At 65.7% G+C, this 26,762-nt stretch carries 17 protein-coding genes and 1 riboswitch; of the genes, 7 read left to right on the top strand and 10 right to left on the bottom strand.

Translation table 11 applies throughout. The features are described from left to right. Positions 1 to 4: 4 nt before the first annotated feature. From VT03_RS17195 to VT03_RS17175, 5 genes are all read right to left on the bottom strand, one after another. A complete protein-coding gene (locus VT03_RS17195) occupies positions 5 to 5,407 on the bottom strand; it encodes an autotransporter-associated beta strand repeat-containing protein (RefSeq protein ID WP_197488981.1) in 5,403 nt (1,800 codons plus the stop codon). Positions 5,408 to 5,611: 204 nt separating this feature from the next. Then, a complete protein-coding gene (locus tag VT03_RS17190) occupies positions 5,612 to 6,103 on the bottom strand; it encodes an MgtC/SapB family protein (protein WP_075094120.1) in 492 nt (163 codons plus the stop codon). A 384-nt stretch (positions 6,104 to 6,487) separates the two neighbouring features. Next, positions 6,488 to 6,805, bottom strand: coding sequence for a DUF971 domain-containing protein (locus VT03_RS17185; RefSeq protein WP_075094119.1), 318 nt, complete (start codon positions 6,803 to 6,805; stop codon positions 6,488 to 6,490). Between the two features lie 116 nt (positions 6,806 to 6,921). Beyond that, on the bottom strand, positions 6,922 to 7,848 hold the full coding sequence (locus VT03_RS17180) for an ABC transporter ATP-binding protein (protein WP_075094118.1): 927 nt from the start codon (positions 7,846 to 7,848) through the stop codon (positions 6,922 to 6,924). 39 nt (positions 7,849 to 7,887) lie between these two features. Continuing rightward, positions 7,888 to 10,122: a hypothetical protein gene (locus tag VT03_RS17175; protein WP_075094117.1), complete on the bottom strand. Its 2,235-nt coding sequence runs from the start codon at positions 10,120 to 10,122 to the stop codon at positions 7,888 to 7,890. A gap of 423 nt (positions 10,123 to 10,545) precedes the next feature. Between VT03_RS17175 and VT03_RS17170 the strand changes: the two genes are divergently transcribed. Both VT03_RS17170 and VT03_RS17165 read left to right on the top strand, forming a co-directional pair. Further along, on the top strand, positions 10,546 to 11,658 hold the full coding sequence (locus tag VT03_RS17170; RefSeq protein WP_075094116.1) for a formylglycine-generating enzyme family protein: 1,113 nt from the start codon (positions 10,546 to 10,548) through the stop codon (positions 11,656 to 11,658). A 171-nt stretch (positions 11,659 to 11,829) separates the two neighbouring features. Continuing rightward, positions 11,830 to 13,194, top strand: a complete 1,365-nt coding sequence (locus tag VT03_RS17165) for a Gfo/Idh/MocA family protein (RefSeq protein WP_075094115.1) — start codon at positions 11,830 to 11,832, stop codon at positions 13,192 to 13,194. A 425-nt stretch (positions 13,195 to 13,619) separates the two neighbouring features. On the opposite strand, the gene VT03_RS17160 is transcribed toward VT03_RS17165, so the two are convergent. From VT03_RS17160 to VT03_RS17145, 4 genes are all read right to left on the bottom strand, one after another. Next, positions 13,620 to 13,841: an RNA-binding S4 domain-containing protein gene (locus tag VT03_RS17160; protein ID WP_075094114.1), complete on the bottom strand. Its 222-nt coding sequence runs from the start codon at positions 13,839 to 13,841 to the stop codon at positions 13,620 to 13,622. 79 nt (positions 13,842 to 13,920) lie between these two features. Continuing rightward, a complete protein-coding gene (locus VT03_RS17155; protein WP_075094113.1) occupies positions 13,921 to 15,003 on the bottom strand; it encodes a transaldolase family protein in 1,083 nt (360 codons plus the stop codon). Between the two features lie 124 nt (positions 15,004 to 15,127). Then, positions 15,128 to 16,372 carry a M16 family metallopeptidase gene (locus VT03_RS17150; RefSeq protein ID WP_075094112.1) on the bottom strand — a complete coding sequence of 415 codons (1,245 nt, stop codon included), beginning with the start codon at positions 16,370 to 16,372 and terminating at the stop codon, positions 15,128 to 15,130. Between the two features lie 151 nt (positions 16,373 to 16,523). Beyond that, complete coding sequence (locus VT03_RS17145; RefSeq protein ID WP_156514564.1) at positions 16,524 to 17,021, bottom strand: MarR family winged helix-turn-helix transcriptional regulator; 498 nt, start codon at positions 17,019 to 17,021, stop codon at positions 16,524 to 16,526. 327 nt (positions 17,022 to 17,348) lie between these two features. Here VT03_RS17145 and VT03_RS17140 point away from each other — a divergent pair, with 327 nt between their 5' ends. Beyond that, the gene (locus tag VT03_RS17140; protein WP_082846293.1) at positions 17,349 to 18,434 is read left to right on the top strand and encodes an AAA family ATPase; all 1,086 of its coding nucleotides are present in this window, start codon (positions 17,349 to 17,351) and stop codon (positions 18,432 to 18,434) included. 389 nt (positions 18,435 to 18,823) lie between these two features. Here the strand turns inward: VT03_RS17140 and VT03_RS17135 are convergent, their stop codons facing one another. Next, positions 18,824 to 20,596: a hypothetical protein gene (locus VT03_RS17135; protein WP_156514563.1), complete on the bottom strand. Its 1,773-nt coding sequence runs from the start codon at positions 20,594 to 20,596 to the stop codon at positions 18,824 to 18,826. 401 nt (positions 20,597 to 20,997) lie between these two features. Between VT03_RS17135 and VT03_RS17130 the strand changes: the two genes are divergently transcribed. From VT03_RS17130 to VT03_RS17115, 4 genes are all read left to right on the top strand, one after another. Further along, the gene (locus VT03_RS17130) at positions 20,998 to 21,291 is read left to right on the top strand and encodes a small basic protein (RefSeq protein WP_075094109.1); all 294 of its coding nucleotides are present in this window, start codon (positions 20,998 to 21,000) and stop codon (positions 21,289 to 21,291) included. Between the two features lie 289 nt (positions 21,292 to 21,580). After that, complete coding sequence (locus tag VT03_RS17125) at positions 21,581 to 22,816, top strand: Tm-1-like ATP-binding domain-containing protein (RefSeq protein ID WP_075094108.1); 1,236 nt, start codon at positions 21,581 to 21,583, stop codon at positions 22,814 to 22,816. A gap of 430 nt (positions 22,817 to 23,246) precedes the next feature. Beyond that, positions 23,247 to 24,599 carry a transposase gene (locus VT03_RS17120; RefSeq protein WP_075093940.1) on the top strand — a complete coding sequence of 451 codons (1,353 nt, stop codon included), beginning with the start codon at positions 23,247 to 23,249 and terminating at the stop codon, positions 24,597 to 24,599. A gap of 570 nt (positions 24,600 to 25,169) precedes the next feature. Continuing rightward, positions 25,170 to 25,254: riboswitch (Fluoride riboswitch) on the top strand. Positions 25,255 to 25,323: 69 nt separating this feature from the next. Beyond that, the gene (locus VT03_RS17115) at positions 25,324 to 26,757 is read left to right on the top strand and encodes a voltage-gated chloride channel family protein (protein ID WP_075094107.1); all 1,434 of its coding nucleotides are present in this window, start codon (positions 25,324 to 25,326) and stop codon (positions 26,755 to 26,757) included. The last annotated feature ends 5 nt before the right edge of the window (positions 26,758 to 26,762 follow it).

Genomic DNA, 26,762 nt, shown 5'->3' with positions numbered 1-26,762 from the left:
GCGGCTACCAGGTGACCTGGAGACCGCCGGTTCCGGTGTGCGACGTGAGCTGGCTCGTCGCCTGGCCAATGTAGTGGCCGTAGAGGCTGACGTACTGCGTCAGCATGTACGACGCTCCCGCGCCGTAGACGAAGAAGTTCTCCCCGGCACTGACCCCCTGAGCGGTGAACGGCGTTCCGGGAGAGCTGGTGAAGGTCGCCCCGATGTTCTGGCTGCTGTCGAGGAACTCGTACATGTAGCGGGCATGGATCTCCGGAACGAAGCTCCGGCCGCTCTCGTGCAGGAACGGCAGCAGCAGCCGGGCTCCCAGGGCGCCGCGGAGTGAATCGTCCGTCCGGCCCGCGACATCGAGCGTCGCTCCGCCCCCGCCGGTCGCCTGTTCGGTGTAGCCGTCGGTCTGCTGGTTGATGTACTGCATCGAGACCAGCGGCTGGAGCACGAAGTTCCCCAGCGACCGGTTCTGGCCGTACTCGACGAGCGTTCCGAACTGGTCGGCTCCGTAGCTGGCCGCCGTGCTGCGGTCGACGCCACCGATGTTCACGACGCGGTTGGTGCCGTAGTCCTGGTTGCCGTAGTTGACGATCCCGAGAACGTAGTTCTGGCCGAAGCTGGTGCGGGCGTAGAGGCCGACCTGCGTCGTGTCGACCTCCGCCCGGTCCGCCCCGGAGCCGCCGCCGCGGACGTTGCTGTTGTAGTAGCCTCCCAGCACGCCGACGATGGTGTTGTTGTCGAGGTAGTAGCCGGCGCCGAAGTTCGTGCCGCCGAATCCGTAGCGGGTTGCCGCGGCGTTGCCGTTGCTCGCGAAGTTGCCGGTCTGGCCCGAGCCCTCGATCCAGCCATCCCAGGTCCGGGCGGCGGAGTAGACGTCTTCTTCGAGGTACTGGACGAGGGTCTGTTCGAATGTCGCCCCGCGAGCCACATGGGTGGCGCTTCCGGTCCCGCTGGCCAGCCGGATCACGTCCTGGTGGGCGGAGGAGTCGCCGCTGGAAACGAGGGAGAAGGCCTGATCGGGCGAGGGCATCCGCATCGCGATGCCGGTCGTTTCGTCGGCCCCCATCCGGCGGAGGCGCTCGGCCACGTTGCGGAGCGTGGACTGGGCCTGTTCGATCGAGGCGGCCGAGCTGCTGGCGAAGATCTCGCCGCTGAGCTGATTGTACGCCGCGCGGGCCTCCGGAGCGGTCATGCTCAGGATGTCCTGAATGAGGAGCGCGGTATCGCCCGTCGCACCGGGACTGATGGCGTCGAGCGTCCCCGCGACGCTGCTCTCGTTCGGCGTGTCGGCGACGTTCGCGAACGTCGTTCCGTCGAGCGCCAGGGTGAACGAAACGGCGTTGGGGTCGGTGTAGTCGAGCACGACACCGAGGAACGCGAGGTCCTCGGTGACCGGGTTGAACGTGCCGCTGACGCCCCCCGTGGCCGTGAGGAACGTATAGGTCTGGTTGACGGAGAAGCCGGTGCTCCCGCCGCCGGTGATGTTGAGCGTGCCGGCGAGCGTGGCGGTGCCGGTGATCTCCAGGACGTCAGTCTTGCCGCTGCCCGGCTCGATCTCGATCTCCAGGATCCCGTTGGCGGTCTGGGAGTAGTTGCCGGCGATCTGCAGGGTATCGATCGAGTTCCCGGGACCGACCGTGCCGTCGTTGACAACGCTGCCGACCTGGCCGTTCCCCGAGAGGATCCCGTCGTGGTTCACGAACACGTCGCTGGTGAGCGAGCCGTTGACCGCCAGGTTGCCGCCGTTGATGACGGTCGATCCGGCGTAGTCGTTCGTGCCGAGCAGTTCGAGCCGTCCATCCCCTTCCTTGGTGAGGCCCCCCAGTCCCGAGAAGTTGCCCGAGAAGCTGGAGTCGTATCCCTCGGTATCGATGGTGCCGCCGAGGGTGTTGAGGATCACGTTCCGCTGGGACGTGATGGCGTCGTAGGTGTGGAGGAAGCCGCCGTTGAACGAGAGGACGCTGGCGGTGTCGCCCAGGTTGGCGTCGTCGGTGATGATCAGGCCGCCGCCGTTGATGTTCGTTCCGCCGGTGTGGGTGTTGATCCCGTAGAGTTCGAGGACCGAATCACCGGCCTTGGTGAACGAGCCCGTTCCGCTGATGACACCTCCATAGAGGCCGTCGTCGTCGCTGTCGGTCGTGAAGGCTCCGGAACCGAGCAGGAGGAAACCTTCGCCGAACAGCGCTCCCACCGTCTGCGTCCGGCCGTTGAGGTCGAACGTCGCGTCCGGAAGGATCAGGAGATTGCCGGTGCTGGCGAGCGATCCGTTCGTCCCCAGCCGGAGCGTCCCTTCGTCGACGATCGTGCCGCCGTCGTAGGTGTTCGCGCCGTCGAGGATCAGGGTCCCTTCCGTGAGCTTGCTGAGGATCCCGTTGCCGCTGATGACCCCCGTGAAGGTGCTCGTGCCGCCGAGCGTCGCGATGCCGCCGAGGAGATCGAGCGTCACGTCGCGGGCCGTGGTGATGTCGTTGTTGAGCCCGAGAGCCGCTCCCGGGCCGATGTGGATGTCTCCCGACAGGTCCCCCAGGCTGGCGTCCGAGTCGATCGCCAGTCCTCCCTCGTGGATCGTCGTGTCCCCGAGATAGGTGTTGGTGCCGGTCAGTTCCAGGAGACCGAAGCCGATCTTCGTCAGGCCGCCGACGCCGTCGATGGTCCCGCTGAGCGTCACCTCGTCGAAGTCATCGTAGACTTCGAACGCTCCGCCCCCGGCGCCGAGCGTGATGTTTCGCGCGATTTCGAAGCTGTTGAACGTGGTCAGCGTTCCGCCGTCGAGGCGGAGGGCTCCGGACGCGTCCCCCAGGTTGGTGTCGTCGCTGATGCCGAGGTAGCCGCCGTTGATCGTCGTGCCGCCGAGGTAGGTGTTCGTTCCGGCCAGTTCCAGGAAGCCGTCGCCGGTCTTCGTCAGTCCGCCGGAGCCTTGAATGACACCATGCAGTGTCAGGTCATCATCGATGTCCTGCGTCTCGAATGTTCCCCCGCCGGCTCCGAGGGTGGTGAGCCGGTTCATCTCGAAATATCCGACGGCGCTCAGGGTTCCGCCGTCGAGGGAGAGCGTTCCGGACGCGTCGCCGAGGTTGGCATCGTCGCTGATGACGAGCGCGCCGCCGTTGATCGTCGTTCCGCCGAGATAGGTGTTCGTTCCGGTGAGGGTCAGCCGCCCCGTGCCCAGTTTCGTGACGGCGCCGTCCCCGCTCAGGGTGCCGGTATAGGTGCCGTCGGTCGCCTGGTCGAAGATCACGGAACTTGCCGCGGAGGAGAGAGCGATGTCCCCCAGCAGGCTGTCGGTGTTGCCGCGGACGGCTCCGAGCTGGACGTCGATTCCGCCGGTAAACGAGTTGGTCCCCGTCAGGGTGAGAGTTCCCAGGTCGAGTTTGACCAGCCTTCCGTCACCGGAAATGTTCCCCGACAGAGTGACGTCGTTGCTGTTGGTCAGGAAGTTGGCGTCTCCCGAGTTGAAGACGACCTCGTTGTCGATCGTCATGCTGTTATTCGTCTGCAGGATCCCGTCGTTGAAGACGAGAGCGCCCGCTCCCAGGTTCGCGTCGGAGCCGATGACCAGCGCGCCGCCGTTGATCGACGTTTCGCCGAGATAGCTGTTAGCCCCATCCAGGAACAGATAGCCGCCGCCGGTCTTGGTCAGTCCTCCCGCTCCGGTGATCGGTCCGCTGAAGATCACCGCCTCCCCGAAGACGGCGTCGAGCGTTCCACCTCCGGCCTCAAGGGTCGTGTTGCGATTGACCGCCGTTAAGTTGCCGGTGATGCGGAGCGCTCCGCCATCGAAGGTCAGCTCCCCTCCCGCATCTCCGAGGTTGGCGTTGTCCGAAACGACGATCGTGCCGCCACGGAATGTTGTCCCGCCCGAATACGTGTTCGTCCCCAGGAGAGTCAGTTCGCCGATCCCCGCCTTGGTCAGCGATCCGGTCCCGCTGATGACCCCGGAGAAGGCCGAATCGTCAGACGTGTCGGTCGTCAGCGCCCCCGAGCCGAGGAGGATGTCCCCCGCTCCCGAAAGCGTGCCGATCGTCTGGGTCTGTCCGTTGAGATCGAACGTGGCCCCGCCGCTGATACTGAGCGAGCCGGTACTGGCGAGCGTCCCGCCGTTGAGGCGAAGGACCGAGCCGAGGCCCGTGATGCTGGTCCCGCCGGTGTAGGTGTTGGTCCCTTCCAGGAGGAACACCGAGGGACCGCCGGCGGCGTTGAAGTTGATGGATCCGGTGCCGGTGAGATCGCCCGCGAAGGTCGTGCTCAGGCTTGTGGCCCGGAACTGCCGGGCGCCGGTGACGTCGAAGTTCTGATTGAAGACGACGTCGGTCCCGCCGACGATGATGGTCCCGCCGTTGTACTCGACGTCTCCGGTGCCGAAGTTGGCTCCGTCCTGAACCAGGACGAGTCCCGACTCGATGATCGTCCCGCCGCTGTAGGTGTTGTTGCCGTAGAGGAACAGGCCCCCGCCGGCGTCGATCGTCAGGGCGCCCGAGCCGCTGATTGTGCTGCTGACGGTGGCCGAGCCGTTCTGGAAGTCGATCGTCCCACCGGCCGAGCCGAGTTCGATATTCCGGTCGAAGAGGTCGCTCGTTGTCTGACGGAGGGTCCCGCCGTCGAGGGTCAGCGTCCCGGTCCCCAGGTTGACCTGGTTTGTGATCTGCAGGGTACCCCCGGTGACCGTGGTCCCTCCGAACCATGTCGGGGTGATCTCATCGGAATTGGTGCCGGACAGGATCAGGGTCCCGTCGCCGGACTTTGTCAGGTCGCCGTTCCCGGAAATGTTTCCTGAGAAGGTCGAGTTGAATCCGTTGGTGTTGATCGTCCCGCCGCCCGCGTCGATGACGATGTCGCGCGCGGAGGTGACTCCCGCGTCGGTCCGCAGCGTGCCGGCGTCGAAGGTGACGCCGCCGGCGGCGTCACCGAGGTTGGCGTCATCGACGATGGCCACCGTCCCGCCGTTGATCGTGGTGCCGTCCGAGTAGGCGAGGTTGGTCGCGCTGAAGACGCCCGACTGCACGAAGACCGACCGCACGCCCCCTGCGTCGATGGCATTCCCGGTCCCGCCGCTGACCGTCAGGTCCTGCGTGATCGTCGGCAGGGGGGAGCCCAGGGTGACCGTTCCGACGTTGTCGTCGAAGACGATGTCATCCGCTCCGGCGTTCCCTTCCGCGTCCAGGATCGCCTGGCGGAACGACCCGATGCCGCTGTCGTTGTTGTTTGTGACGAAGAACGTTCCCGCCGAGGCGGTTCCGGCAATTCCCGCCGCCCAGAACGATGCGGTGTAGAGGCATCGCTTCCATGTCCGGGAGCGCCGCAGCCCCCGCAAGGCGGACGGAGTGAACGGGTGGCCGCTTCCGACCGCGGGGTTACGGTCCGCGGGAATCGACGGTCCCCGTCCTACGAAACGACGAAAGAACTGCGCTCCCCGCATCGCCGAACTCCTCCCTGATGCATCCACCGCTCTCCGCTCTCCTGCGGATCCTGCCGAACCTTGGCCCGATTGCGCGGTGTGACACGGAAGTTGCATCGGACCCTGACCGGCCCGAATTGAGGCAACTCCGCCTCCCGCGGGGGACTCGCTCCCCTTAGCCGCTCGATCGACTCGGAGTCGAGAGCAGAACTGCCGCGAACCGCCTCACTGTCCGGGTTTTTCCGGAGTGTGGTCGTCGCTCGTCGGAAGGAGTCGGAGGACGATCAGGGCGGCGGCCGTTCCGAGGGCGGCGACCAGTTCCCGGCCGAGTCCCGCGGCGATGCCGATGGCGGTGGCGAAGTAGAGGCTGGCGGCGGTCGTGAGGCCGCGGACGCGGTTCTCGTCTTCCCGTTTGAGGATTGTTCCGGCCCCGAGGAAGCCGACGCCGGCGGCGACTCCCTGGATGACGCGGCTGAGGTTTTCGCTGGTGACTCCGGCCTGTTGGGGGGCGATGACGAAGAAGGCTGCGGAGAGGGAGACGAGGGCGTGGGTCCGGAGTCCGGCTTCTTTGCCCTGGTGCATCCGTTCGCTGCCGATGACGCCGCCGAGGAGTGCGGCGACGAGGGTGCGTCCGAGGACTTGTCCGGTTTCGGTTCCGCTGGGGAGGCGAAAGTCGTTGGCGAGTCCTTTCCAGACTTCCTGGAGCCAGTCAACCATTGTGTTTGGATCTCGTGGTGGAAAGGGGGCATGGTAGCGGAGTCGCGTATTGATCGCGCGCCCCATCCGGGGTCCAGGGGGTCACCCCTGGTGGGGGATGCAAGGGGGCAACGCCCTCTTGCCCGCCGGAGGCCTGGCCGTCGAGAGATGTCTGAAGGAGTGCTTGTCCAAGCGCGGACAACGTGCCGCATGCCCCGACATCAACCCGCGCGGATTCCGGAGCGAGGGGTGAGTCCTCAACGCCGGTACCACAAAGGGGACGCCCGTTATGTCCCACGGTTCCTCACCGGAATGCCTCCGGCGGCAAGGGGGCGTGGCCCCCTTGACCCCAGACTGCCGTGGCACGTTGGGTTTGAGCTATCACGTCGTGCCGGCAAGGACGAATCAGCCCTGCGACTCACCCTGGCCGCGGAGCTTGCCCAGCATCGCCCAGGAGTAAAGACCCGTCGAATGGCCGTCGCTCCACTTGATCTTGAGGGCGTAGTTGCCCACGAACCCGATCTCATCGGGGACGATACTGTTGGGAATCGTCTCCGGATCCAGAAACCGCTCGCCGGTAATCTCATCCACGCAGCCGGCACACGGGCACTCGCACCGCAGAAACTTGAAGGGGAACCGGTCGACAGTCTTGTCCGGCCAGGTCACCTCAAGGATCCGCTGGTCTTTGAGGGCGCGAATGTTGGTGGGAGTGACGGCGGACATGGGGAGGAGCACGAAGGAAGGATCGAGGAGTCAGGAGTCAGGACTCAGGATAGGAAGATGCCTCAGGGAAGGAAGCGTCGATCCGCAGGGGAGCACCCCGGATCCTCCCTCCCGCACTACTGCTGCTTCCCCTTCGTCAGTTCCATGAACGCGGTTTCGAGGTTCACTTCTTCCTCGCGGAACATCTTCAGGCGGAAGCCCGCTTCCAGAAGGAGCGTCGGAAGGAAGCTGTAGTCAAGGACGTCCTTCTTGAGCGCCACGACAATCCGCTGCCCCTTCATCGTCACGGACTCGATCTCGCCGTGCTGCTCAATCAGCTTCGCCGCCGCTTCCGGCCGCTCGGTCACTTCGATGTCGAGACAGATCGCCCGGCGGGCCTGGGCCATGATCTCATGGACATAGCCGTCCGCGACCATGATCCCCTTCTCGATCATCCCGACGCGGGTACAGACGTCCGCCAGCTCGGGAAGAATGTGGCTGGAAACGATGACGGTCTTCTTCATCTCCCCCAGCCGCTTCAGCAGCTGACGGATCTCGATCCGGGCCCGCGGGTCGAGACCGCTCGCCGGTTCGTCGAGCAGCAGCACCTGCGGATCGTGGAGCAGCGTCCGGGCCAGCCCCGCCCGCTGCGTCTGTCCGCGGGAGAGCTGGTTCACCATGGCGTCCCGCTTGAACGACAGGTCGACCAGCTCCAGTTTCTCCTCGCACACCTTCCGCCGCGACGGTCCGTTGATCCGGTAGGTGGCGGCAAAGAACTCCAGGTACTCGATGACCGTCATATCGTCGTACACGCCGAACAGGTCGGGCATGTAGCCGACGAGCCGGCGGATCTTGGCGGGGTCGGAGTAGATCGACTCCCCGCAGACGTAGCACTCGCCATAGTCCGGCTGGAGGAGCGTGGCGATCATCCGCATCGTCGTCGTCTTCCCCGACCCGTTGGGGCCGATGAAGCCGAAGACGTCCCCTTCCTTGAGGCTCAGGTTGATCTCGTTGGCGGCAATCAGGTTGCCGTAACGCTTCGTCAGTTTTCGGGTCTCGATCACGGAACGCCTCGGCACGGCGCGGGTGCGCGCCGCGGATGACTACTTGGGGGGGGCGGGGAACGAAAAGTCGGTCTCGATCTGGCGGACCGGGAGGACGACACGGACGAACGTCTCCGCCGTGAGCTTGGGGGAGGCGTCCTTGACGGTCAGTTGCGAGGCCGGGATCTCCAACCGCCCGAAAAGGACCGCATGCCCGTTCGACACGACGCCGGAACGGTCCAGGCCCATGACTGGCCCGTTGGTGAGCGTGACGAAGTTCTTCCCGCCGGCGGCCCGGTAGAAGGAGATCATCTTGAAGATGTCGTACGGCTCGATGCCGGTCGGGTCGTAGGTCTCGCGGGTGAAGACGTAGTCGCTGTCGACCCGGTTCTTGCGGAACTGCGAGGTCGAGATCACGCCGGTCAGGTAGTCGCCGAGCATCTTGGCCTGCAGGTCCTTGATGTCGACGCAGGTCCCCGGCTTGAGGGTCATGATCCCGAACGCCCGCCGCTCGAGCGGGGCGTGGTAGGCGAACCGCCCGTAGGCGATGAACCAGTCCGTCAGCGGCCCCGGGAGGTTGACCTTGAACTGCCCCTGGAAGCGGCTCTTGAGGTCCCCTTCCAGCTCACCGGCGACCTGGGCTTCGTCCAGGGTGCCGCTCCAGGAGGACTCGATGTCGCAGGTCGACCCCGCCCGCAGCGGGAACGCCTCGATCATCGACGCGCCGTCCGATCCTTCGCGGAGCGTGTAGCCCGCCTCGCCGCTGCTCAGTCCGCCGGGACGGTGCATCCCCCGAAAGCCCGCCTCCGGCCGGCCGGACCAGCGAACTTCCCGGTCCCGGATATCGCGGACCGGCCACGTCTTGTCCGGATCGACCGTGATGTCGACCCGCTGGCTCTCGGGACTGTAGAGCGTGAACCAGCTCCGGGCGTGAACGCGATGGAGCGTCTCGTCGATGTCGACGATCTCGACCTGGTTGGCCAGCGGAACGGTGCCGCTCGTCCGGTTGGCGTACGAAACGCCGACGAAGGTCAGCAGCGCGACCCAGGCGGTCAGGGTGAACCAGGTCCAGTGCGGCCGCCGCAGCAGGTGATGGACGAGGAAGTAGTCGACCGGGCCGATCACCAGGAATGCCACCACGATCAGCCCCAGCGAACTCCAGTAGGAGGGGCGGCTGACTTCGGGGAACTGGTTCGTGGTCCGGAGGACCTGGGTCTGGAGATCGGAGATGCCGGTCGGGTTGAGGTTCGTCCGCTGCCGGGCGGTTTCGCGCTTCACGTCGTAGTCGACCTGCCCGGCGAGCAGAGCCGGGAGTCCGTCCCAGTCCCGCAGCGGAGGCTCGTCGGAGTTGATCGCCAGCATCGTGACGCTCCCCTGTCCGTAGGGGGCCCGCATCAGGAGGTCGCCATCCAGGCTCGTCGCCAGGACCCGTCCCGTGGATGCGGTCATCCGCACGCCGGGGGTTCCCTCGCGGGGCGTTCTCAGGAGGCCGCGGTTGACCCCCTGGCTGAGGATCACGAGGTCGCGAAAGCGGATCGGGGCCGATTGCGCGTCGACCTGAATCGGAAACCAGTCCTTGACCGCGGGGGCGTCGTAATCGGCCGGCGCCCCGCGGGCGATGACCTCAAGCTGGCCGCCGCGGGCCAGCCACGACTTGAGAGCGTCCCCGGTCTGCCCCGCGCCGTACGCGAGATTCCGCAACGTGTCGGCACCGACGAACAGGGCGTCGAGTCCGTCGAAGTCCCCCGGCTGCGTCGGCGAGACCGAACGGACTTCCACGGGAGAGCTCGCATCGGCCCCCTTGGCGTCTCGGAGTTCCTCGACGAACTTATCGATGGCCGACCGGAGGCCCGTGTCGGGCTCAAAGATCCCCCACAGCCGGACGTCGGGCTTCAGGAACCGCAGGTCGGAATTGCGTTCCGACAGAGTCACCGTATGGATCGGTGCCGCATCCGGCGTTTCGGACGGCACGAATTCGACGCGGATCGGACTGCTGATCTGGCCGATCAGGAACCGTCCCCGCGAGACGCCATCCTTGAAGTCCGGCAACAGGAAGCGGACCGGCAGACCGTCGGGATCGGCCGCGATCACCTCCGGGTGGACCGCCTTCGCCGGGGGCTTGGCCGCCTGGATCGAGATCGGATTCCACTCGCCGACCTGGACCCGCCCTTCGTCACCCAGCTTGATCGTCAGCGCGCCGCCGAAGTCCCGGTCAGCGGATGACCCGCCGCAGCCGGACAGCACCAGCCCCAGGATCGCGACGGCGACGGCCTGCAGCCATGTTCCGATCCGCAACGGACTGGTCCGTTCTCCGGCAGCCTGCCGACAGCCTACTGCCTCGAATCTCATCCGCCGCCGACTCCCCGGAATTTCGAAAGCCTCATCTTAACAAGGATTGTGAACCAAACGTGAGCGTGTGTGCGGATTTCGTCCGGTGGCTGGTGGGGACCGGAAACGTCTGGTGGCCTGGACCGTTTCCTCGTGGAGGCGTCTCCAGCGAGGGACGGTCACCAATCAGGAGAGTCCCCCTGCATCCCCACTCTCTCCGCTCGCAAGCCCGCAGTAGAGGGCGGCCGGCGGCGTGCTTCCCCCCCAAGGTTACGTGATCTCCATCCAAGTTCCCTGATCCTTCGCGAGACATTTTCCACGCGCCGCTGTAGCATCGACGGCCCGTTTCTTCCTCCACAACTCCTGTCCCCGACAGGTCTCCGCTCCACAATGGTCGCGCTCCCCACCCCGCTCGCTCCCGCTTCCGGCCGGCACCCGCTTCGCTGGCCGGCGTTCTTCGTTCTGAGCTTCGCCGGTCTGGTCGCCTCGGCCTCCGCCGACGGCCCGGCCCGGCCCATTCCGCTCAAGCTTCCGAACGTGGACGCCCAGACTCAGGACGAGATGAAGGAGTACAAGGAGGTCCTGGAGCACGCCGGCGTCAACATCGAGATGGTCCCCATCAAGGGGGGCAAGTTCCTGATGGGGAGCTCGAAGACCGAAGAAGAGCGCAAGGACGACGAAGGCCCGCAGCACGACGTCGAGATCGCCCCGTTCTGGATGGGGAAGTACGAGCTGACCTGGGAAGCCTATGACGTGTGGGGCGAGGAGATCGACATCCTCCGCCGCAAGTTCACGAAGCTCCAGCCGTCCCCGCGCGACGCCGTGGCCGATGCGGTCACCCGTCCCACGGAGCCCTATACCGACATGAGCTTCAGCATGGGGAAGGGAAAGCATCCGGCGATCTGCATGACGCAGCACGCCGCCCGGACCTACTGCAAGTGGCTCTCCGCCAAGACCGGCCGCTACTACCGCCTGCCGACCGAGGCAGAATGGGAATACGCCTGCCGTGCCGGGACGACGACCGCCTACAGCTTCGGCAACGACCCGGACAAGCTCGACGACTACGCCTGGCAGAACAGCAACAGCGGCGGCCAGTACGCCAAGGTCGGCCTCAAAAAGCCGAACCCGTGGGGCCTCTACGACATGCACGGCAACGTCGCCGAATGGGTCCTCGACCAGTACATCCCCGAGTTCTATGCCGCCGCGCCGCAGTCCGGCACGGTCGTCCAGAATCCACTGGCGATTCCCAAGACCGTCTATCCCCGCGTCGTCCGCGGCGGCGGCTGGGACCATGAGCCGGCCGATCTCCGCAGCGCCGCCCGCATGGCCTCGGCTGAGGAGTGGAGCGATCAGGATCCGCAGAACCCCCGCAGCATCTGGTACCACACCGACGCCCTGAGTGTCGGCTTCCGCGTCGTCCGCCCGCTGGTCGAGCCTTCCGAAGAGGAGAAGGCGGCCAAGTGGGAGAAGACCGAGCCGGAACAGAAGGATCCGCCGGAGTAGTGGTCCAGGGACTGGGGACGAGGGTCTAGGGAGCAGAAAGGCGACTCTCGCCAGAGTGGCCGACCTCTCACCTCCGGCCATTGCTCTCCTCCCTCTGATCCCTAGACCCTCGTCCACTAGACCCTTGACCTCACAAGTCCCTAGACCTCAGCCTCCCGCCAGGAGCCCTTGATGACCACTTCGCGTCGCACGTTCCTCAAGCAATCCACGTCGATCGCCGCCGCCAGCACGCTGCTCGGCGCCGGCGGAGCCCGGCTGTTCGCGGCCGAGAACAGCAACATCCGGGTCGCCCTCGTCGGCTGCGGCGGACGCGGCACCGGGGCGGCGACCAACGCCCTCTCGGTCAAGGAGGGGGGCCTCAAGCTCGTCGCGATGGCGGACGTCAATCCCGACAAGCTGAAGTACAGCTACGACAACCTCCAGAAGACCTTCGAGGGGAAGGACAATATCGACGTCCCGGCCGAACGGAAGTTCATCGGCTTTGACGGCTACAAGCAGGCGATGGACGCCCTCAAGCCGGGGGACATCGTGATCCTCGCCACCCCGCCGGGCTTCCGCTGGGTCCAGTACACCTACGCCATCGAAAAGGGACTCAACGTCTTCATGGAGAAGCCGGTGACCGTCGACGCTCCGACGAGCGCCCGGATGCTGGAGCTGAACAAGAAGGCCAAGGAGAAGAACCTCAAGGTCGCCGTCGGCCTGATGGTCCGCCACTGCCGCGCCCGCCAGGAACTGCACAAGCGGATCCAGGACGGCGAGATCGGCGACCTGGTCCTGCTCCGCGGTTACCGCATGGCCGGCCCGACCGCCACCGCCGCGGTGCCGCCCCGTCCGCAGGGGGACAAGAGCGAGCTCCTGTGGCAGATCGCCAACTTCCACGGCTTCCTGTGGCTGAGCGGCGGCGCGGTGAGCGACTTCCTGATCCACACGATCGACGAAGTCTGCTGGATGAAGAACGAGTGGCCGGTGAAGGCCCAGGCGGTCGGCGGCCGGCACTACCGCGAGGACATGGTCGACCAGAACTTCGACTCCTACGCCATCGAGTACACGTTCAAGGACGGGACGAAGTTCTACATGGAAGGCCGGACCGTCCCGGGCTGCTACAACGAGTTCGCCAGCTACGCCCACGGCTCCAAGGGTGTCGGCGTGATCTCGACCTCCGGCCACGTGCCGGGCCGCTGCCGGATCTACGACGGCCACAACCTGTCGAAGGACAAGCTCAAGTGGGCTTACCCGCAGCCGGAGACGAACCCGTACCAGCTCGAGTGGGACGACCTCGTCGAAGCGATCAAGAACGACAAGCCCTACAACGAAGTCGAGCGGGGCGTGATGGCGAGCGCGGTGACGTCGCTGGGCCGCATGGCCGCCCACACCGGCCAGGAGATCTCGCTCGACGACTTCCTGCACGGCGACCATGAGTTCGCCCCGGAGATCGACAAGCTGACGCTGACCTCGGACTCGCCGCTGATGGCCGACCCGAACGGCAAGTATCCGATTCCGCTGCCGGGGATCATCAAGAACCGCGAGTACGCGTGAGTGAGTCCGCAAGCCGTTTGAATTCGAGCCTGAGGCCGAAGCGGGAAACCGTTTCGGCCTCTTTTGTTTTCACGCGGCGCTGAAATCCCTCCACCGGGTCCAGGGGCACCCTGGTGGCGTGCAGGGGCCACCCCCTGCCCGCCGGAGGCTGTCTCGTCGAGAATTGTCTGAAGGAACGCGTGCCAAGCGCGGACAACGTGCCGGATGCCCCTTCACCAACCCGCGGGGATGTGAGGCGAGCGGTGAGTCCTCAACGCCGGTTCCACAATGCGGACGTCCGTTATGTCCCACGGTTCCTCATTGGAGCGCCTCCGGCGGCAAGGGGTTGCCCCCTTGACCCCGGCTGCCGTCGCACGTTGGGTTAGAGCTATGGAGGTCGTGCCGGCAAGGACGAGGTTCGAGCCAGCGGAATCGATTTCCCCAGTTCACAACGGCTGCGGCGGGACCGTCATCCGCTTGCCACCGAGCTCCACCGTCTCCCCTCCCGCCAACTTTCGCCGCCGGCGGGTCTCGGTCTCTCCGTTGACCTTCACCTCGCCGCTCTGGATCAGCACCTTCGCGTGGCCGCCGCTGTCGACCACCCCGGACAGCTTGAGGAACTGATCGAGCCGAAGCGGCTCTCCCGATGCTGCGCCTTCGTCCGTCACCGCTCCACTCCAAAAAAGGGAAACCCGCGACAGGGTCGCGGGTTCCTCGTGACACAACCGGCAAACCGGGCGAAAGGGCTCAGGCGTCCAGGATCGGACTGGTGAAGACCTTCGTCTCCGTCGTCGACCGCTTCCCCTGAATCAGCTTGATCAGCGCCTTCTGCGGATCCGAGAACTTCTGCAGCCCCTCTTCCATGAGGGTCTTTTCCAGATGCTCGAAGTCCACCTTGGCGTCGATGTCCTTGAGGACGCTCGCCGGCGGGAGCTTGTCGACCTGCTTCGTGTACCGCTTCCCTTCCAGCTTCTGGACGGCGGCGTTCGTCGCCGGGGGATTGGTCTGGATGTCGGAGCCGGCGAGAGCCGCGACGTACTTGTCCGGCGGGAGCTTGGGGTCCTTCGTCCCGGTGCTGGCGAAGATCATCTCCTGCTGCAGCGGGAGGCTCTTGTCCTTCCACCACTGCTGGTTGTCCTGCCAGATCCGCTGGGCGTTGACGATGCCGACCAGTCCCTGGGCCTCGGCACTCAGCGTCGGGGCGTGCTTGGCCGTGTAGACGTCGATCCGGCTGACGAAGATGCTGTAGACGGACTTGAGCGTCTTGGGGTTCGCCCGCTTCTGGGCTCCGCGCCACACCGCCTCGCGGGCCGCGTGGTACTGCCGCGAGCTGAAGATCAGCGTCACGTTCAGCGTGATCCCAGCCGCCGAGAGCCCTTCCAGGGCCGCCAGCCCGGCGGGGGTCGCCGGAACCTTGATCATCCGGTTCGTGTGCCCCGCCGCCCACTTCTTGCCGAGCTCGATGTACTGCTCCGCCCGCTGCTCCGTCGTGAGCGGGCAGTCGACGTCTTCCAGCAGCGGATCGAGTTCGAAGCTGACGTAGCCGTCGTTGCCGTTCGTGACGCGGTGGACTTCCGCGAAGACCGACTGGGCGTCCCGGACGAACTTGTCCGTCAGCTTCCAGGCGATCTCTTCATCGTTGAGGTTCGCGTTGATCAACCGGGTGATCTCGCCATCGAAGCGGCCCGTCTTGACGAGGTCCGCCACGATGATCGGGTTCGACGTCGCTCCCGTCGCGCCGAACTTCCGGTTTTCCTCGACGAGGTCCGGGTCGATGCTGTCGAGCCAGAGCTTCGTGCCGCTGGAAATGAGCGATTCAAGAGGCGTCATATTGAGAAATCTCCGTGGCCGGGCGGTGTTGCTGGGACGGTGTCGCTGACGTTCCTTCGTCGTGCATTTCCTCGCGGACGCGACCTCCGCCGACCGGTCGCACCTCGAGGCCCGATGCGGCCGGTCACGCCGTCAATTTAATCTCCAGCGGCTCGGGTCCGACAGTCAAGACAGTGAATTCGTCGAGAGGGAAGCGGGCCAGGTAGTCCAGGAGCCGCTCGACCGTCAGGGCATCGATCTGCCGCCGGATCTCGTTCAGCGTGTTGACCCGGTTCAGGTAGAACCAGTCCCGGCTGAGCGAGGAGGAGCGGGACATCGTCGATTCCTGCTGCATGATCAGCGAGCTTTTGGCCCGCGTCCGGCAGCGGTCGAGCTCCGCCGGATCGATCCCGTTCGTGAGCTCCCGAATGACCTGGAGCGAGACGTCCAGGGTCTCCTGGGCCCGCTCGGCGGTCGTCCCCGCATAGGCCAGGATCCGGCCTTCGACGAGGAGGGAGTGCAGCGTCGCGTAGATCGAGTAGCACAGCCCGCGATTCTCGCGGACTTCAGTGAACAGCCGGGAGCTGCTCCCGCCGCTCAGGACGCTGACGACCGCCCAGGCGGCGTAGTAGTCGGGGTGGCCGTAGGCGACCCCGCGGGTCGCCACGCCGATATGGGTCTGCGTCGACTCGTGCGGGATGTGGTGGTTTTTGGCCAGGACCGGCGTGCGGACGACGGACGGCTCCGGGAGGCGTTCCCACCCGCCGAGGCATTTCGCGACGGCGTCCCGGATTTCGGTCGCTTTCACGTTCCCGGCCACGCCGATGATCGTCCCGTTCGGACGGAATGAGCGGTGATAGAGCTGCCGGACTTTCTCGGGGGTGATCTGCGGCAGATCCTCGAGGGTCCCGTCGGTCGGGCGGTTCCAGGGGGCGTCGTAGCACCGCTTCCGCAGCTCGATCAGGACTTTGCGCTGGGGATCGTCCTCGACGGCGATCAGCCCCTGCTCGATCCCTGCCAGGACCGGCTCGAAATCCGCTTCGTCGAGGTGCGGACGGAGGAGGATATCGGCGTAGACCTCGAGGGTCGGAACCATCAGCTCCGCGAGCGTGGCGGCGGAGAAAGACAGAAAATTCCAGCCGACCTGCTCGTCCCGCTGGACCCCCAGGTAGTCGAGGGCCCCGGCCAGCTCGCGGCTGTTCCGCGTTCCGGCGCCGCGGGTCAGGAGGTCGCACAGGGCGGCGGCGGTCCCGTTCGTCCCGTCGTCCTCATACAGCGAGCCGGCGGGAACCAGGACGTTCATGGCCGCCGACTGCACGTCCGGCATCTCTTCGACCAGCAGGACCAGTCCGTTGGGAAAGGTGAACTGGTGAACGGAATGGTCGGCCATGAAGGGACACTGACTCGGTGGCGGGACGGGATCGACCGACGCGGAAATGCGAATCGGGGCGCAAAGGGAGCGTACCGGAAGTCACGGAGAACCGCAGCCGGAAATCGCCGCCAGCCTCAGGCGGCGTCTCCCGAGCGCGACACCGCGGCGTTCAACCCTTGGCCGTATGCATCTCGACGTCCGTCGCGGCGTCCATTTCCGGAACCGTGTCGACCCGCGATCCGGCGACGATGTCGAAGGTCCCTTCGCAGGGAACGTCTTCGCAGGCGCGGGGATCGGTGCCGCCCAGATTCTCGCGGATCATTTCGCAGGTCCGCTTGAACTTGGCGAGCTCTTCCTCGCTGATGCCGCGGACCGCCTGTTCGCGGATCTCCTGGCACCACCGGGAAGTCGTCTGCCAGATCGCTTCCGCCTGCGGCGTCGGAACGAGCCGGCGCCGGCGACGGTCATCCGCGTGGGGCTGGCGCACGAGCCAGCCGTCCCGCTCCATCCGGTTAATGACGCCAGCCAGCGTTGGGGGTTCGATCCCCATGACGTCCGCGAGCTGGCACTGCGAGAGTTCCGGATTGACCGCCAACGCGGCCAGAACTTCCCACTGCCGAAGAGTGATATTCCCCTCTTCGAGACGCTCGTTCAGCCGCCGACGCATCGCCTGGCTCGTCAGACACACCCAAAAGCCTACGCTCTTGTCAAAATCGTATTCGAGCACACGACGCTCCTGGCCCCTTCAGGACAATGAAACCCACCTATTTGGGAAATGTTAAGCCGCTTTGTCGCGCCGGAGCAAGAGGCAACCTTCGGTTCTGTGGCAAACCGAAGCATTCTAATTGCAGAGAATTGCATCGATTTTCGGCATTTCGCGACGAACAGTCGCCGCGGACGGGTGGATGACTTGTGACCGTTCCGCGAGTTCCGAATACTCGACACACCCTCAGTCTTCTCCCGGCCAGGATGGTTCGTCCCTCTCGAAACGCCTATGAGCACGGATCCCTCTGCTGCCGGTTCGCCCTCCTCCGCGGCTCATTCCCCGGCCACTCCTGCCGACCTGGCGCGGGTCCAGGCGGCGATTGCCCGTATCCGTAACCAGTTGCAGCAGGCCATTGTCGGACAATCGAGCGTTATCGATGACCTCCTCACTGCGCTGCTTGCCGGGGGGCACTGCCTGCTCGTCGGCGTCCCCGGGCTCGCCAAGACGCTCATGGTCCGGTCGATGGCGGAAACGCTCGGCCTGACGTTCCAGCGGATCCAGTTCACCCCCGACCTGATGCCGGCGGACATCACCGGGACCGACGTCATCCAGGAAGACCGGATGGCGGGAACGCGCCAACTGACGTTTATGCGTGGGCCAGTTTTCGCGAACGTCATTTTGGCGGACGAAATCAATCGGACACCTCCTAAGACCCAGGCGGCCCTGCTGGAGGCGATGCAGGAGCGGCAGGTGACGATCAGCGGGCAGCGGCACGGGCTTCCGGATCCGTTTTTCGTCCTGGCGACGCAGAACCCGATCGAGCAGGAGGGGACGTACCCGCTTCCTGAAGCGCAGCTCGACCGGTTCATGCTGCAGGTCTTTGTCGATTACCCGTCCGAAGAGGAGGAGTACCGCATCGTCTGCCAGACGACGGCGACCGAGAGTGTCCGGATCGACAAGGTGGTAACGGGGGAGGAACTGATCGCGATGCAGTCGATTGTGCGGCAGCTGCCGATCGCCGAGCACGTTACGCGGTACGCCCTGGCGCTCTCCCGCTCGACCCGCAAGGAGGCTCCGGAGGCGCCCGAGATCGTGCGGAAGTATGTCCGCTGGGGGGCGGGGCCGCGGGCGAGCCAGTATCTCGTTCTGGCCGCGAAGGCTCGGGCGGCGATGCTTGGTGAGAACCACGTGACGCCCGAGCATGTCCGAGCGGTTGCCAAGCCGGTGTTGCGGCACCGGATCATGACGAATTTCCATGCTGAGGCGGATCGGGTGACGACGGACCGGATTGTCGATTCGCTTTTGGAGGCGACTCCGCTTGTTCCGACGCACCGGTCCTCGCTGGCTCCGGTCGCTGCGGTGTTGAAGCGATAGTGGAGCGGTTCTCCGAACCGCAAGAAGGACGGTTCCGCTGGCTCGGACAATGTCCTTGCCGGCACGACGCTGCCCGCTCAAACCCACCGTGCCACGGCAGCCTGGGGTCAAGGGGGCCACGCCCCCTTGCCGCCGGAGGCATTTTCGTCGCGGAACCGTGGGACACGACGGAAGTCCCCTTTGTGCTACCGGCGCTGAGGATCACCGCTCGCCCTGAAGACGCCGCAGGTTGGTGATGGGGCATCCGGCACGGTGTCCGCGCTTCGACACGCCCTCCTTCAGACATCTCTCGACGAGAGGGCCTCCGGCGGGCAAGAGGGCGTTGCCCCCTTGCATCCCCCACCAGGGGGACCCTGGACCCGGTTGAAGGACGCATGTCCGTTCCCCGCTCAGCCTTCCACCTTCGGCCTCAAACCCCTCCCCCGCGTCAGCCATCCCGCCTTATGCGTGCTGATGAGCGTCCCCGCCAACAACGTCCCCAGACTCCAGACAGTCGCCGTGGCCGCAGGAGCCCCGATCGCGGCAACCATCATCCAATACCCGCGGGCCAGGATCGCGTAGATCCCGACCAGCCCAATCCCTCCCGTCCCCCAGGCGTAGCTCCGACTCCCGGTCCGGCGGGCAATCTCAAGACAGACCGCCGCGATCAGCAGCACATACCCCCCACGCAGGAACCAGGGAACGAAGTCCGCCCGCGTCGACTGGATCGCCAGCAGCGCCGCCAGCGGAAAGAGCCCGGCTCCGAACACTCGCAGTGTCTCGGCAAACGGATCTCGTCCAACCAGCCCCAGAACAACCATCGACATCCAGATCAGGTGAAACGCCAGGATCGCGCCATAGCGCGCCCGGAGCGGATCCGGCAGGAAGGAGACCAGCAGGATCGACCCGACCACCGCCGCCAGAAAACCGAGTCCCGACGACCGTAACCGCCACGCCTCCCATGTGAGCTGAAGAGTCGCGAGCCCGATGGCGACGGGGCGGCTCAACTCATAGAAGCGGGCGATCGATGCTGGCGGACCGGCGAACACGTACAGGGCCAGCAGAGCCAGTACTCCGAATCGGGCCCCGGCGATCCCCCGCAGCCACGCGAATCCATAAAAGAGCGCAACGAACAACCCCGTCAGCCAGACCGGCGGGCCGATCCGCTGCTCGACAACGTGGTAGAAGTCAGAGTAGACCCGTCCGCCGGCGGGAATCATCGCCAACAGAATCAGCAGCGGGGCAAGCCACAGCGTCCGCCGCGTCAGCGACAGGTTCCCCGTCACGAGCGACGCCTCGAACATCAGGAGCAGCAGGGCCAGCAGCATCGGGACGAGGAAGTACGGCCCCCAGATCGTGTCGAGCGCAATGGCGTGGACGCTCCGGTCCATCCCTCGACTGGGAAGCTCGATCCAGATCTTGCCGGTCTGGGAGAACGTGAGGGCAAAGACATAGGACCGGAACAGCACCGCGAAGGCGATCATGACGAAGGCGCTCCACGGATAGAGCGGCCACCGCCACGGCGTCCCGTTCCGGGCCACGAGGTCCGGCCCGCGGCGGACCGCCGGCAGGAGTGTCAGGAACAGCAGCGCCGCGACGTTCGGGAACAGGAACACCACCCAGTTGAGGTCCTCCGCCAGCCATCCCTGGATCTCCGGCGACGCGACGTAGGGGGCGGCGTAGAAAAACAGCAGGAACAGGTGGAGCGGAACGCGATACAGCCAGCTCAACCGCAGCCGCGTTCCGATCAGCACCGCCTCGGTGACGAGCGCGGAAAACAGGTATCCCGCGGCCAGCATCCGGATGCCGGCGGCCTTCGAGGCTTCCCGCGTGAACAGGTCATCGGCGCTGACCGAGACCGCCAGGAACAGGAGGAGCAGCAGAAGCACGATCGACCGCGCGTCCTCCCACACCTTTCCCCAGCGGACGATCAGCACGCCGATCGTCGCCAGCACGAGCGTGTAGGCCCCCATCACGCCAAGGAGCGCCCACGAATCAATCTCGCCGATCGACATCACGCCGTAAGCCGCCCGGACGGCGTAGAGCATCAGGAGCGTGCTGATGACGTAGAACGGGTTGTGGTTGTAGACCCACCGCCAGAACCCCGGCGGCGAGGGAGACGGTGGATCGAAGGGGGAGGGAACGGGGTTGGGGCGAGGATCGGGAGTCGTGTCACCAGACATGGAAAAACCTCCGCGCAAGACGGGACTGGCCGCCAGCGGCCCGCGAAGGGCGCGGCGGTCGGAGGAAAGAAAGTCGACAGGACGGGGCGAGAGCCGGAAGACGGGCGAGGATGGCCGGACAGCCATTCCTACGCTCGGCGTCGGAGGAGGCGTGAACGGATTTCCGAGCGATGGCTCGCATCCGCGGGCGCCGGCGCCGATCTATGCCCAATCGTTCGTCGAGAGAACAAGGAGCCTCTCATGACGGGCCGCGATCCAGAGGCGCCGCGGGCAGCAGTGAACAAACGATCCGTTTCAGGCCGCCTTTCCTTCGGTCCGCCGCCAAAAACTCACGGTTGTTCCGTATTCCGCCTGCCGATACACTTCCGGACTTCTCCGAAAGTCGAACGAGGACTGGTAACGTGACGATCGATAAGAGTCTCAAGCGCAAGGGCGGACTGGCCCGCACCCGCAACGTGCTCAAGCGCGATGAACGCATCGCGAAGATGAAGGAAGACGAGAAGTGGCCGGAAGGCCGCCCCGCCTTCGGCATTCCGAAGACCCGCATCCAGAAGCTGGCGATCGGCAAGAAGAAGAAAAAGAAGGAAGAAGGCGAAGAAGGGGACGCCAAGGGGAAGAAGGGAGCCAAGGGGGCCGCGAAGGCTGCTGCTCCCGCCAAGGCCGCCGCTCCGAAGGCCGCTCCCGCCAAGAAGTAGTTTCCGTTCGGATTCCTCGTCCGTTCGTCGATTTCGGTTTACACTCTTACGAAGCAGTCGGAGTCCTGTCCGGCTGCTTCGTTTGTTTGCGCCCGGCGCTCCGGCCGCGGCCTGTTGATCTGCGATCGCCTTCCTCGCCAGGGAGCATCGCAGGAGGGCGACAGGCCGACGCCCTGACGGCCGGAGTGAAGTGGGCGTCGCATCGGGCATTCTCCGGCATCGTGCCGGAGCGGCGGTCCCTCGGAACGCGTTTCCATCCCCATCCCCCAGCGGCTGACGGGAGGCTCGGATGTCGGCTTCGGTGTACGCCGTCGCCACGCTCGATACGAAGGGGGCTGAGCTCGCTTACGCCGCCGGCCTCTGCCGGAGCGCGGGGGTCCGGGTCCTGACGGTCGACATCGGAACCGGCGCGACTCCTGCCGTCGCGGCCGATATCCCCCGTGAGAAGGTGGCGGGCTGCCATCCTCGGGGGGCGCAGTACGTCCTCGATCTCAAGGACCGCGGCGAGGCGGTCGCGGCGATGGGAGACGCACTCCAGGGCTTTCTGCTCCAGGAGTCCTATGCCGGGCGGCTGGCGGGCGTCCTGGGGCTCGGAGGGGGGGGCGGGACCGCCCTCATCACGCAGGCGATGCGTGGCCTCCCGATCGGTCTTCCGAAGCTGATGGTCTCGACGATGGCCAGCGGCAACGTGGCCCCCTACATCGGGACGAGCGACATCGCGCTCCTCTACTCCGTCGTCGACATCGCCGGGCTCAACGCGGTCTCGACCCGCGTCCTGGCGAACGCCGCGCACGCCATGGCCGGCATGGTCCTTCACAAGGCGCCGCGGGCCCCGGTGAAGCCGGCACTCGGGATGACGATGTTCGGGGTCACGACTCCCTGCGTGACCGAGGTCCGCCGGCTTCTCGAGGAGGACGGGTTCGACTGCCTCGTGTTCCACGCCACCGGCTCGGGCGGGCGGGCAATGGAGAAGCTGGTCGCCTCCGGGATGATCGAGGGGGTGATCGACGTCACGACGACCGAGATCGCCGACGAGGTCGTGGGCGGGATCCTCTCGGCCGGGCCGGAGCGGCTCGACGCGATCCTGCACCAGGGGGTGCCGTACGTCCTGAGCCTCGGCGCCCTCGACATGGTGAACTTCGGGGCCCGCAACACGGTCCCGGCGAACTTTGCCCGCCGGAACTTCTACATCCACAATCCGCAGGTCACGCTGATGCGGACGAAGCCGGAGGAGAACCGGGAGTTTGCGCGGTGGATCGCGGCCAAGCTGCAGCATGCCCGGGCCCCCGTGGTCGTGGTGGTTCCCGAAGGGGGGGTCTCTGCGATCGATGCGCCGGGCGAGGCCTTCCACGATCCCGAGGCGGATGAGGCCCTGTTTTCCGAACTGGAGCGGGCGACCCGCGGCAACAGCCATGTGACGGTCAAGCGGTACCCCGAGCACATCAACGATGTGAAGTTCGCCAAGCGGCTCGTCGACAAGTTCTGTCATTTGTGGGCCCGGCGACTTCGTGTTCCGCTCCCGTAACCGTCTCGCCCTCGCCGGGTCCAGGGGCACCCTGGTGGGGAGTGCAGAGGGGCAACGCCCCTTTGCCCGCCGGAGGCCTGGCCGTCGAGAGATGTCTGAAGGAGTGAATATCCAAGCTCGGACAACGTGCCGTATGCCCCCATCACCAACACGCGGGGATTGCAAAGCCGGCGGCGCAGGCTGAGGGAGTCCTCATAGCCGTACCACAAAGGGGACATCCGTTGCTTACCACGGTTCCTCACAGGAGTGCCTCCGGCGGCAAGGGGTTGCCCCCAGTGCTGTGACGATGATTGGGTTTACGTAAGCGATTCTCGACAGGAGACTTAGGCCGTAAGGGGTGTTCGGAAACACGCTCGTTTTGAACAAGGAGGGAAGCATGGAGGGGTTTTGTCGCGAGGTCGCTGCGCGTCTTCCTCTAGCTCAGGCCGTCATGAGACTCTTCCGGTGGATCTGTGAGGAGGAGTTCCTGGCCGAGGTCTTTCGGCAGCACCGCGGCCGATCCTACGAGAAGCTCCTGACGTTTCCCCAGATGGTCCAGCTGGTCTGTGACGCGCTCCTGCAGCACCATGGAAGCGTGCGGCAGAGCTTTGCCCGAGCCAAGGAAGAAGGCGAGATCGATTGCGGGATCCACTCCGTCTATCGCAAGCTCGCCGACCTGCCGCTGTCACTCTCGATGGGCTTCTTCCATGAGACCACCAAGCGTCTCCAGCAGGTGTTCCCACAGGAGGTGAACTACTGCCCCATCCCCCCGTCCCTGGGAGAGTTCGAGATCCTGTGCCACGACGGCAAGACCATCAAGCACGTCCAGAAACGGCTGAAGGTGTTGCAGGGGATCTCCGGGAGTCTTCTCGGGGGCCGATTGGTCGTCAGTCAGTCCTATCGGACCGGCATGGCGGTGGCGCTCTCGGCCAGTGAAGACGGCGAGAGCGGAGAGACTCGCCTCTTGCCAGAAGCCTTGCGGCAAACCCGGGAAGTGATCGCCAGAACGCGGCTGCATGTGTGCGATCGGGGCTACTGCGGGTCGCCCCAGATGAACGCCTGCCAGGAACACGGGGACCATTTTTTCCTGCGATTTCACAAGCAGCGGCTGGCTTTTCACGAGAATGGCGACTGGGAACCCGCAGAGGGAATGGACCGTTATGGACGGTCCTACACGGAGGACTGGGGCTGGCTGGGCGGCCCCGATCATCCCGAGCGACGTCCCGTTCGGCGGATTCAGTTGCACCGCCCCGGGATCAAGGACGAACTGATCCTGCTGACGGATCTGGAAGATCCTGATCAGTACCCGGCCGACGACCTGCTGGAGGCCTATCTCAAGAGGTGGAACATCGAGCGGATGTTCCAGCAGGTGACGGAAGTCTTCTCCCTGGAGTCGCTGATCGGGAGCAGCCCGAAGGCGACGGTGTTCCAGGCCTCCTTCTGCTTCCTGCTCTACAACCTGATCCAGGTGCTGCGGGCGTATATTGCGGAGGGGCAGGAGATCGAGTCTGTGGAGACGATCTCATCGGAGTTGCTGTTCGTGGATGTGCACCGTCAGTTGAACGGGTGGACGGAGCTGCTGGACGTCTCTCAGACGGTGGATCAGCTCCCTCCACTGATGAGCGTATCGGATGTGATCGACCACCTGAGGGAGCTGCTGGGGACGCGGTGGACGGATCGCTGGTGGAAGTCACCGTCGAACACGCACCGGAGCGCCAAGGTCAAAGCCAAGAAGCCTGTTCGAGGAGGCCACGCCGCCGTGTTCCGCATCCTACAGACCCAAAAGGTCAGGAGGAAAACATAGTCACAGCACTGGGTTGTGCCCCCAGGGGCTGGCGAAGGAGCTGGTTCGTCTGGCGAAGAGGGTGAAGTTGTCCCGGTATCCCAAGCGGAAGCGAGGTCCGAAACACCCGCCTCCCGCGAAAACAGGACGCCGCAACGATCACCTTTCGACCGCCAGACTCCTTGAGAAACGCAAACGCAAACGACCTTGAAAGGGGTAAGTCAAGGGGGTCACCCCTTGCCGCCGGCGGCATTCCGGTGAGAAACCGTTGTGAACAACGGACGTCTCCTTTGTGGGACCGGCGCTGAGGACTCCCACAACCGACACCGCTCGCTTTGCACTCCCCGCCTCATAGGTAAAAGGGCATACGGCACGTCGTCCGCGTTTGGACACGTGCTCCTTCAGACAGCATCCGACGGCCAGGCCTCCGGCGGGCAAGGGTGCGTTGCCCCCTTGCATCCCCCACCAGGGTGCCCCTGGACCCCGTCAGGTTGGGACGCCACGACACCTCGATCACCATCTACAAAACACACTTCTTCACGGTGGGGCGCCGCAGCCGCCGATTGACAGCCCCGCCCACCAACCTATCCTGAATACCTTGGCGATGGGGTTCCGCCATAACCGCCGGGAGAATGCCGCAAGGTCTGCCTCCCGCGCTGATGACTCCTACCGATTGCGGTAGGGGTGCGCCTCCTTCGAGCCGCCGGCTCCCGCGATCGATGACATCGACTCCGCGAGGTGCCCAGTGCCGTCGGCCTTCTTCTCCGATCTGTTCCAAAGCCTCCGCTGGGTCGCGCGCTGGGGACTTCTGACGCTCCCCGTCGGCCTGGCGACCGGCTCCGCCTGCGCCCTCTTCCTCTGGTCCCTCGACCGGGTCACCAATCACCGCTTCCAGAATCCTTCCCTCCTCTACGCCCTGCCGATCGCCGGGATCGCGATCGGGTGGGTCTACTCCCGCTGGGGAGAGTCCGCCGAACGGGGCAACAACCTCATCATGGACGAGATCCATGAGCCGGGCGGCGGCGTTCCGCTCCGCATGGCCCCCCTGGTCCTGTTCGGAACGCTCGCGACCCACCTCTTCGGCGGCTCGGCGGGCCGCGAAGGAACCGCGGTCCAGATGGGGGGAAGCCTGGCCCAGGGGTTCGCCCGGCTGGTCCCGGGACTCTCGGCCGAGGAGGTCCGGATCCTGCTCATGACCGGGATCGCAGCCGGGTTCAGTGGCGTCTTCGGGACGCCGATCGCCGGGACCGTGTTCGCCCTCGAAGTCCTCTCGATCGGCCGGATCAGCCACGCCGCGCTCGTCCCCTGCCTGATCGCCAGCCTCGTCAGCGATCGGACCTGCCTCGCCTGGGGGATCGGCCACACGCACTATCCGATCAACAGCCTGGTCGATCCGGTGTCCGGCGCCGCCCACCCGCTGGGAGGAAGCATCCTGGCCGCGGCGGCGCTCATCGGAGCCCTCTCGGGACTGGCGAGCGCCCTCTTCTCCGAGCTGACCCACGGACTTCACGCGGCCTTCCGCAGACTCTCCGGGAGCCCGCTGGTCCGACCGTTCCTGGGGGGGCTGATCGTCATCGGCCTGACGTTCCTCGTGGGAAACCGCGATTCGCTGGGGCTGGGAGTCTCATCACCGGACCCCGCCGCCGTCACGATCGTCCGCTGCTTCGAGCCCGGCGGTGCTCATCTCTGGAGCTGGCTCTGGAAACTCCTCTTCACGGCGGTCACCCTCGCCAGCGGTTTCAAAGGGGGGGAGGTGACTCCGCTGTTCTTCATCGGAGCCGCGCTCGGCAACGTCCTCGCGACGGCGCTCGGGCTGCCGGTGGACGTGCTCGCGGCGCTGGGTTTCGCCGCGGTCTTCGCCGGGGCGACCAATACGCCTCTCGCCTGCACGCTGATGGGGATCGAACTGTTCGGGAGCGGGCTGGCCGTCCCGCTCGCGGTGGCCTGCTGCCTGGCCTATGTCGCCAGCGGTCATACGGGGATCTATCTCTCCCAGCGGATCACGGCGCCAAAGGTCCCCGGTCCGGCCGGCGACATCCCGCGCTCGCTGAAGGCGGAACGGGAGAGGCGTCGGGAGCGCGGACGACGGGCGGTCGAGTTGAGCCGAGACGGGGCAGCGGACCCCGCGGAGCAGGAACGAAAAAGCCCTCCGCCTCCCGAGGAAGCGAAGGGCTCGTGACGCGC

This window comes from Planctomyces sp. SH-PL14 (genome assembly GCF_001610835.1).
Lineage (GTDB): Bacteria > Planctomycetota > Planctomycetia > Planctomycetales > Planctomycetaceae > Planctomyces_A.
This window is presented reverse-complemented; position numbering and strand designations above follow the sequence as displayed.